This is a genomic window from Corynebacterium otitidis ATCC 51513 (assembly GCF_000296405.1).
GTDB classification, from domain to species: Bacteria; Actinomycetota; Actinomycetes; order Mycobacteriales; family Mycobacteriaceae; genus Corynebacterium; species Corynebacterium otitidis.
On record NZ_JH815194.1, the window covers coordinates 22,251 to 30,545 of the forward strand.

Here is an 8,295-nt window from a genome sequence, read left to right on the forward strand (position 1 = left end):
CCTCACCCGCGAGACCCCGCCTGACCTGCGCACACGCCCACGAAAGACGGCGACGCCGCCGCCCGAGTTCTCCCCGGGACGGCGGCGTCTTCCTCTGGTGGCGGGCTAGTTCTGGAAGCGGTCCTGGTAGTCCTTGACCGCCTCGTCGAGCTCGTCGAGGGCCGCGCCGAAGTCCTCGAAGGACCCGTTGCGGGCGCTCTCCAGGTTGCTCAGCGCCTCGTTGATGCGCTGGATCGCCTCGCCCTCGTCGCCGCTGCCGCCGGCCGGGGCCGAGCCGCCCCGCGAGCCGGACTCCTTCTCCTCCTCCTCGTCCGCGTCGTCGGCGTCGTCGTCATCGTCGCCGCCGCCGGCGGAGCCCTCCAGCTGGCCGAGGTCGTTGGCGGTGGGCTGGTCGCCGCCCGAGTCGCCCTGGATCTCGGTGATCTCCTGGGCCTTCTCGGAGTCGATGCCGACCTGCTCGAGCGCCTCGGAGATCGTCGGCGCGTAGCCGACGTCCCGGTTGTAGGAGACGAGCACGCGCAACAGCTTCGGGAACGCGGACTCCTGGTTCTTGCGCTGCGAGTACACCGGCTCGACGTAGAGGATCTCCCCGTCGCCGACCGGCAGGGTGAGCAGGTTGCCGTTGTAGAGGTCGTTGGTGCCCTCCCACAGCGTCCGGTCGCGGGCGATCTGGTCGGAGGACATCATCTCGTCCTGGGCCTGCTTCGGGCCCTGCTTCTGCGTCTCGGTCGGCAGCACGCGCACGGTGATGTCGCCGTAGTTCTCCGGGTTGGAGGACACCGACATGTGCGCCGAGAGGAACTCGCGCTGCAGGCCGCGGAACGGGGTGATGAGCTGGAAGGACGGCTCGCCCGTGTCCGGGTCGGTGGCGATGACGTAGTACGGCGGCTGCGCGAGCTCCTGCTGGCCCTCGGGGGCCGTCGGGTCGCCGGGCACCGACCAGAACGCGTCGTTGGTGAAGAACACGCCCGGGTCGTCGACGTGGTAGCGGGCGAGCAGCTCGCGCTGCACCTTGAAGAGGTCCTCGGGGTAGCGCAGGTGCGCATGCAGGTCCTCGGAGATCTCCTCCTTCGGGGTGACCGTGTCGGGGAAGATCTTCTCCCACGCCTTAAGCACCGGGTCCTCGTCGTCGAACTCGTAGAGCGTCACCGTGCCGTCGTAGGCGTCGACGGTGGCCTTCACCGAGTTGCGGATGTAGCTGACCTCGCTGTTGATGAGGCGCTGGTTCGTGCCGTCCGGGTTGAGGGCGTCCTCGGTGGCGTCCTCGAGCTGGGTGGGCGTCGAGTAGGGCAGCTTGTCGAGCGTGGTGTAGCCGTCGACGATCCACGTGAGCCGCCCGTCGACGACCGCCGGGTAGGTCTTCGAGTCGGTCGTCAGCCAGGGCGCGACCTTCTCGACGCGCTGGCGCGGGTCGCGGTCGAAGATGATCTTCGAGTCGCCGCCCACGCGGTCGGAGAGGATGAGGTTGATCTCCTGGTAGCGCAGCGCGAACGCGGCCCGGTTGATCCAGTTGCCGATGTCGACGCCGCCCTCGCCGTCGTAGGTGAAGGTCTCGTCGTCGGTGTCGTACTCGACCTCGCCGGCGCCGGCCTCGCCGACGACGGCGTAGTCCGCGCCGTCCTGCGCGGACGCGATGACCGGCCCGAAGTAGATGCGCGGCTGATCGACCTTGATGCCGAGCTCCTCCGCGCGCTTGGAGGCCTGCTCGTTCTGGTTCGTCTGCAGGTCGGAGATCGTGTAGACGGGGTAGCCGCCGCGCGCCGAGCCGGCGTCGCGGGCGACCTCGTCGACCTTGTTCGCCGGCGCGGCGATGAACCCGTTGCCGTGGGTGTAGACCGTGTGCCGGTTGATCCAGTTGGACTGGTTCTCCTGCAGCGCGTTGGGGTCGATCTCGCGGGCGGCGACGACGTAGTCGCGCAGCTCCCCGTCGGTCTCGTAGCGGTCCACGGCGAGCTGCTCGGGGAAGCCGTAGAAGTTGCGCAGCTGCTGCTGCTGGGTGAACGTCGGGTTGAGGACGTCCGGGTCGAGCAGGCGGATGTTCGAGATCGTGCCCTCGTCGTTGGCGACCTCGTCGGCCTCCTCGTCCTCCGGGGCGTCGTCGGTACCCCAGTTCTCGATGTAGGTGACGTCCTCGTCGGTGAGCCCGTAGGCCTCGCGGGTGGCCTCGATGTTGCGGCGGATCGACTCGGACTCCTTGGCCGCCCGGTTCGGGTTGACCGAGAAGTTCTCGAGCAGCAGCGGCCACGCGCCGCTGATGACGATCTGGGAGATGAGCAGCAGCGCCACGCCGAGCGCGGGGATGCGCAGGTCCTTGATCACCACGGCCGCGAAGAACGACGCGGCGACGATGGCGCCGATGACCATCATGATGAGGTAGGCCGGCAGCTGGGCGTGCAGGTCGGTGTAGCTCGCGCCGGCGAACGTCTGGTTCTGGTTGTAGAGCAGGCTGAACCGCGACAGCCAGAAGCCGAAGACGAGGTTGAGCAGCCACAGCCCGCCGATGACCGCGAGCTGCACGCGGCACGGCTTGGAGACGGTGCCCTTACGGTCCGCGGCGCGGTCGCCGATGCGGATCCCGCCGAGCAGGTAATAGCCCACGAGCGAGAGCACGAACGCGACGATGAGCAGGACGGAGATCGTCGACTGCACGAGCTGCAGGAACGGCAGGGTGAAGGCGTAGAAGCCCAGGTCGTTGCCGAACTCCGCGTCCTGGGAGCCGAACTCCCCGCCGAAGAGGAACATGAGCACCGTGCGCCAGTTCTGCTGGCCCAAAAAGCCCGCGATGAGCCCGGCGATGATCGGCAGGCCGATGAGGAGGATGCGCGCGGAGTTCTCCAGCATCTGCCGGTACCGACCCACCGCGGAATTAAGGTCGTCGAAGCTCTGGCCCCGCGGCCGGTTGCGCCACGTGAGATAACCGGCGGCCCAGGTGACCGCCGCGGCGATGAGGGCGAAGACGATAAACAGCGCGATGCGGGCGACGATGACGCGGCCGAACACGCCGCGGAAGTCGACCTCCCCGAACCACAGCCAATCGGTGTACACGGACACCAAGATGGGAAGCAGAACGAGGAGCACCGCGACTACCGCGATCGCCCAGCCCGCCCACCGTGGCAGGCCCTTTCTCGGCGACCTCTCCGTCGCCGTCCCAGTCGTCACAATATGCTCCTTATTTTACGCAAGTCGTCTGGCGCGGGGCGCGAGGCTGCGCATACCCTGATGCGGTGGCTCTAGTCTACGAAGTATCGAATGTGTGAACAAAGGAGCTCAGCATGCCTTCCACGGCCCACAGCCAGCAGGCTCTCAACCAATCGATGCTCGAGGCGGTGGACTTCATCCACGCCGAGGGCTGGGGCGCCAAGCCCACCCTCTTCGGGCTCGTCCCCACCGAGCTCATCCCCGCCGGGCTCGCCGACGGCGACCCGGACAAACCGCTCACCCTCGTCGTGCAGGACGCGCTCCCGGAGAACATCGACGCCGGCTCCCCGGAGCTCGCCGACTACCTGTCGCGCATCGCGTGGCCCGAGGAGGTCGCGGGCGTCGTGCTCGCCCAGGAGATCCGCTTCCGCGACACGTCGTCCCCGGATCCTGCGCCGCGGCCGGCGCGGCTGTTCTCCGGGGTGTTGCGCTCCGGCGGGGAACTCACCCTCCTGCAAAATAAGCCTACCGAAGAGGAACTCGCCGGCAAGGGGCCCTTCGCGGAGGACGACATCGAGCTGCGCGGCGGCCCCAACGTCGCGCCCGAGGTGATCCGCGCGCTGCGCTATGGTTTGCAGCAAGACCCCCGGGACGTAGCCCCCGACGACTAGCCCGTCCCCCGGGCGCGCCCGCGGGCGGCGCCCCGCCATCGTCTCCCCCGGCCCGCGCCCGCTAGTTCTTGAGGAAGGGTGACCGATCACGGTGCACCGCCCCCGCTTCGCCAGGATGCTCGCCGCGCTCGCGCTGGCGCCCGCCGCGCTCGCGGCCGGCTGCTTCGGCTCCGACAAGCCCGAGGAGGACCCCTCCACCGCGCCGAGCGCCGCGGAGTCGACCGCCACGGCCCCCGAGGAGCCCGAGGACGAGGACCAGGCGGCCGTCGCCGCCGCGGCCGAGGAGTTCCGCACCCTCGCCCCGCCGGAGCTCTTCGAGGACCTCGAGTCGTGCTACGCCCACGACTCGGGCAACGCGGTGGAGTGCTCCGGCCCGAACGTCGGGCAGCTGCAGTTCTCCGACTCGGAGACCCGCGCCGCGCAGACCGCGCAGGTGCTCACCGAGCTGCGCTCCTCCACCGTCGTCGAGGACTCCGGAGACCGGCTGGTCGGCTGGTCGACGCTCGGCTCCACCGCGGTGCTCACCGTCGTCGACGAGGCCGAGGGGCAGGTGCTCCAGCAGCTCATCTCCACCGAGCGCACCGACCCTAGGGAGCGCCTCGCGGAGCTCGGCCTCACCTCCCCGGAGGCCGCCGGCGGCGACGCCGACGGCTCCGACGAGTAGCGGCCCCGCCTGACCTAGTAGTTAGGCCTTCGCCGCGCAGGTCTCCTGCTCGCCGCCGGAATTAAACGCGTCGATCGCCTCGACCGCGTCGCTGAGCGTGTCGACCGGCACGACGCGCATCCGCTCGAGGGCCTCGTCGGGCGCGTCGAGCGCCTCATCGCAGTTGAGGCGCGGCGCGAGGAAGAGCTCCGCGCCCTCCGCCGCGGCGGCGGCGATCTTGTGCTCGATCCCGCCGATCGGGCCGACCGAGCCGTCGGCCTCGATGGTGCCGGTGCCCGCGACGAACGACCCGCCGGTGAGCTCCTCCTCGGTGAGCTTGTCGATGACCGCGAGGCTGAAGATCATCCCGGCGCTGGGCCCGCCGATCTGCTCGAGGTTGTAGTCGACCTCGATGCCCTCGCTCGAGGCCTCGCCCATGAGGATGCCGAGCCACGCGGCGCCCTCGTCGTGCGGGTTCTCCCCGAGCTCGACCGCGACCTCGCGCTCCTCGCCGCCTCGCTCGACGACGAGGTCGAGCTCGTCGCCGGGCTTGAGCCTGCGCACCGCCGCGCCGACCTCCGCGGGCTCGTCGACGTCGTCGCCCGCGACCTTGACGATGCGGTCGCTCTCCTTGAGCGCCCCCGCGGCCGGGGAGTCATCGACGACGGCGGCGACCTCGACGTGGGTGGGGCGCTCGAGGTAGTCGAGCGCCGCGACGGTCGCGGCGCGCTCGGAGCCCTCGAACTCGAGCTGGTTTTCCTTGTCGACCTCCTCGGCGGTTCGCCCCGGCGGGATGACGTGCTCGATGGGCACGATCGTGTCGTCGGTGGCGATCGCCCGGCCGATGGCCTGCACGAGCGTCATGTTCGACCGCACCGACACCGTCGTCATGTTGAGGTTGCCCTCGGTCTCGAACGTCTCGGCGCCGCGCACGTCGACGACGTCCACGCCCTCGATGGCGCCGAGCGTGTCCACGGTCGGGCCCGGCCCCTCGGCGGCGTAGGGCACCGCGAGCGAGATGTTCGTGCCGGGGATGTGGTCGAGGGACAACCCGGCGGCGAGCACGGCCAGCGGGATGAGGCCCACGGCCGTCGTCTTCGTGCGTCGATCCACGGGCCAATACCCTACTACGCGCGTGTTCGCTCTCAGCGTAGCCGGCCGCGCGGCCGGGGCGTGGCCGGCGCCGCGGGCGGCCGGTAGGTTTGGGCACATGAGTTCAGGCGGTTTCGGGTTTTCCTTCGACGACGACGATGACGACGACAAGCGGCGGGGCGATAACTCGTCGTTTGGGTCCTTCGGCTTCGGCGCCGGCGGCAACCCCGGCGGGCTCGGCGACATACTCAACCAGTTCGGGCAGATGCTCTCGGGCATGGGCTCGTCGATGAACTCCCCCGAGGCACAAGGTCCGGTCAACTACGACCTCGCCGAGCGGATCGCGAGGCAGGCGCTCTCCGGGCGGACGGTCGCGGTGCGCAGCCAGGACCGCCACGCCGTCGAGGAGGCCGTGCGGCTCGCGGAGCTGTGGCTCGACGGCGCGACCGAGCTGCCGCAGGTCGGCGGGCGGGTCGACGCGTGGGGCGCGACCGACTGGCTCACCGCGACGCTGCCGCAGTGGAAGAAGCTCGTCACTCCGGTCGCCGAGGCGATGGCCCGCGCGCAGCTCGAGTCGGTGCCCGACGAGGCCAAGGAGATGCTCGGTCCGATGAGCGGGATGCTGCGCCAGATGTCGGGCATGAACGTCGGCATGCAGCTCGGCCACGCGCTGGGCGACCTCGCCAGGCAGGCGCTCACCGGCGCGGACTTCGGGATCCCCACCGCCCCGGCGCGCACCGTCGCGCTGCTTCCCGCGGCGGTGAGCTCCGTCGCCGAGGAGCTCGGCGTGCCGAGCCGCGAGGTGTTCGTCTACGTCGCGGCCCGCGAGGCCGCCCGCCAGCGGCTGTTCAACCACGTGCCCTGGCTCGTCGACCGGATCGTCTCCTCCGTCGCGGAGTACGCCGACGGGCTGGTCATCGACACCTCGGAGATCGAGGAGAGCCTCCGGGAGCTCAACATCGAGCCCGGCGACCCGCAGTCGATCCAGGACGCGCTGCGCGAGCTCCAGGGCCGCGACCTCTCGCCGCGGATCACGTCCTCGAACCGGGCGGCCGCGCTGCGGCTCGAGACGCTGCTCGCGCTCGTCGAGGGCTGGGCGGAGCACGTCGCCGGCGCCGCGCTTAGCGAGCGGCTCCCCTCCACGGAGAAGCTCACCGAGGCGTGGAAGCGGCGCCGCGCGACCGGCGGCTCGGCGGACAACGCGTTCTCCACGATCGTGGGCATCGAGTTCAGCGCGCCGCGGGTGAGCGACGCCGCCGAGCTGTGGCGCCGCGTGGACAACGCCGTCGGCGTCGAGCGCCGCGACCAGGTGTGGGACCACCCCGACCTGCTGCCCGACGCGGACGACGTCGCCAAGCCCGCGGAGTTCATCGACGGGCTCCTCGACGACGGCGGGATCGCCGACTTCGACCCCATCCGCGAGATCGAGGAGCTCGAGCGGCGCCGCGGCGAGAACGGCGGCGCCGAGGGCGACGACGAGCCGGGCGAGCGGGGCAACGACTAGCCTCCCGCTCGCGCATTCTCTCCTCGGGCCCGGCGATCAGCCGGGCCCGTAGCGCTGCAGCGCCTCAAGGTAGCCGCGCGCCCGCTCCGCGCGCGGCGCGAGCTCCGCGAAGCGGCGGAACTCTTCCGTGTGCCCGCCGGGGACGAAGGTGTGCACGAGCTCGTGGACTAGCACCGCGTCGAGCACGTAGCCCGGCACGTCCTTGAGCCGGTCGGTGATGCGGATGTCGCCGGTGGCCTGGCTGCACGAGCCCCAGCGGCGGCGCTGGTTGCCGACCCAGCGCACCGACCCGATGCGCGCCCGCCCGCCGAGCAGCCGCTCGTTGAGCGCCCACGCCCGGTCGAGCAGCTCCTCGTCGGAGATGCGGCCCGCGGAGGTCTTTTTCTTCAGCTTTTCGAGCACCCCGGAAACGAGGCGCTCCTCCTCGCTCGGCGCGAGGCCCGCGGGAACCCGCACCTCGACGCGGTCGCCCAGGTCCCTGGCCTGCACCGTCTTCGCCCGCCGCGGCGAGCGGATGACCCGCACCTCGCGCTCCGGCATGACAACCCCGCCCTTCTGTGCTGCTATCTCTTTTTCAGGGGGATCATGTCACAGCTACAGCTTGCCGGCGGCTGCCACCCGGTCGTGCGCGACGCGGGCAGTATCCAGTTCGGCCTCGAGGCGGACCGGGGTCCGATCATCGCGGTGCCCGAGCCGACCAGAGCGATCGGCGCACTGCGCAGGCTCGCGCGCCCGCAGCCCGCATCCGCGGCCGCCGCGGCGCTCGAGCGGGCGGGCCTTCCGCCCGAGCGCGCCCGCGCCGCGCTCGACGAGCTCGTCGGCTACGGGGTGCTCGTCGAGCCCGGCGGGCCCGCGATCGCGCTCATCGGAGGCGGGCCGCTCGCCCGCGCTATCGGCACGATGCTCGCCGAGGAGCCGGCCAGCCTCGTCCGCCCGCTGCCCGGGCAGCGCGTCGAGCGGTTCCTGAAAGGCCTGGAGCGGGGCTGCGTCGTCGTGCTCGCCGACCAGCACGCCCACTCCGCGCTGCTCGCGCCCGCGCTGCTCGGCGCGGTGGACTCGTGGTTGCCGGCCGCCCTCATGGGCGGCTCCGGGGTGGTGGGACCCGCCCGTGTCGCCGGCGAGGGCCCCTGCCCGGTGTGCACGGACTTAAGGCGCGTCGCCCGCGACGAGGCGTGGCTGCGCATCGCCGCGCAGCTGCCCGCGGGGCTGCCCGGCGCGGCCGGGGTGGTGCTCGCGGCGACGGCGGC

General features: G+C 71.3%; 7 protein-coding genes. 4 read left to right on the forward strand and 3 right to left on the reverse strand.

Annotated features, from left to right (window positions below; translation table 11 throughout):
* Positions 1–105: 105 nt before the first annotated feature.
* Positions 106–3,159: a UPF0182 family protein gene (locus HMPREF9719_RS05560; RefSeq protein ID WP_004601001.1), complete on the reverse strand. Its 3,054-nt coding sequence runs from the start codon at positions 3,157–3,159 to the stop codon at positions 106–108.
* 113 nt (positions 3,160–3,272) lie between these two features.
* On the opposite strand from HMPREF9719_RS05560, the gene HMPREF9719_RS05565 reads away from it, so the two are divergent.
* Positions 3,273–3,809: a PPA1309 family protein gene (locus tag HMPREF9719_RS05565; RefSeq protein ID WP_004601002.1), complete on the forward strand. Its 537-nt coding sequence runs from the start codon at positions 3,273–3,275 to the stop codon at positions 3,807–3,809.
* Positions 3,810–3,900: 91 nt separating this feature from the next.
* Positions 3,901–4,473 (forward strand): hypothetical protein, encoded by a 573-nt coding sequence (locus tag HMPREF9719_RS05570; RefSeq protein ID WP_004601003.1) that lies wholly within the window; start codon positions 3,901–3,903, stop codon positions 4,471–4,473.
* 21 nt (positions 4,474–4,494) lie between these two features.
* Here the strand turns inward: HMPREF9719_RS05570 and HMPREF9719_RS05575 are convergent, their stop codons facing one another.
* Positions 4,495–5,565, reverse strand: coding sequence for a YlbL family protein (locus HMPREF9719_RS05575; RefSeq protein ID WP_004601004.1), 1,071 nt, complete (start codon positions 5,563–5,565; stop codon positions 4,495–4,497).
* 97 nt (positions 5,566–5,662) lie between these two features.
* On the opposite strand from HMPREF9719_RS05575, the gene HMPREF9719_RS05580 reads away from it, so the two are divergent.
* On the forward strand, positions 5,663–7,048 hold the full coding sequence (locus tag HMPREF9719_RS05580; protein WP_004601005.1) for a zinc-dependent metalloprotease: 1,386 nt from the start codon (positions 5,663–5,665) through the stop codon (positions 7,046–7,048).
* A 36-nt stretch (positions 7,049–7,084) separates the two neighbouring features.
* Here the strand turns inward: HMPREF9719_RS05580 and HMPREF9719_RS05585 are convergent, their stop codons facing one another.
* Positions 7,085–7,588, reverse strand: a complete 504-nt coding sequence (locus tag HMPREF9719_RS05585; RefSeq protein WP_004601006.1) for a M48 metallopeptidase family protein — start codon at positions 7,586–7,588, stop codon at positions 7,085–7,087.
* A 45-nt stretch (positions 7,589–7,633) separates the two neighbouring features.
* On the opposite strand from HMPREF9719_RS05585, the gene HMPREF9719_RS05590 reads away from it, so the two are divergent.
* Positions 7,634–8,295, forward strand: a 662-nt coding sequence (locus HMPREF9719_RS05590) for a hypothetical protein (protein ID WP_004601007.1), incomplete at its 3' end; no start/stop codon positions are given.

Coding starts and splice junctions, on each gene's coding strand:
- HMPREF9719_RS05565 (WP_004601002.1), top strand. CDS start 3,273: ATGCCTTCCACGGCCCACAGCCAGCAGGCTCTCAACCAATCGATGCTC.
- HMPREF9719_RS05580 (WP_004601005.1), top strand. CDS start 5,663: ATGAGTTCAGGCGGTTTCGGGTTTTCCTTCGACGACGACGATGACGAC.
- HMPREF9719_RS05585 (WP_004601006.1), bottom strand. CDS start 7,588: ATGCCGGAGCGCGAGGTGCGGGTCATCCGCTCGCCGCGGCGGGCGAAG.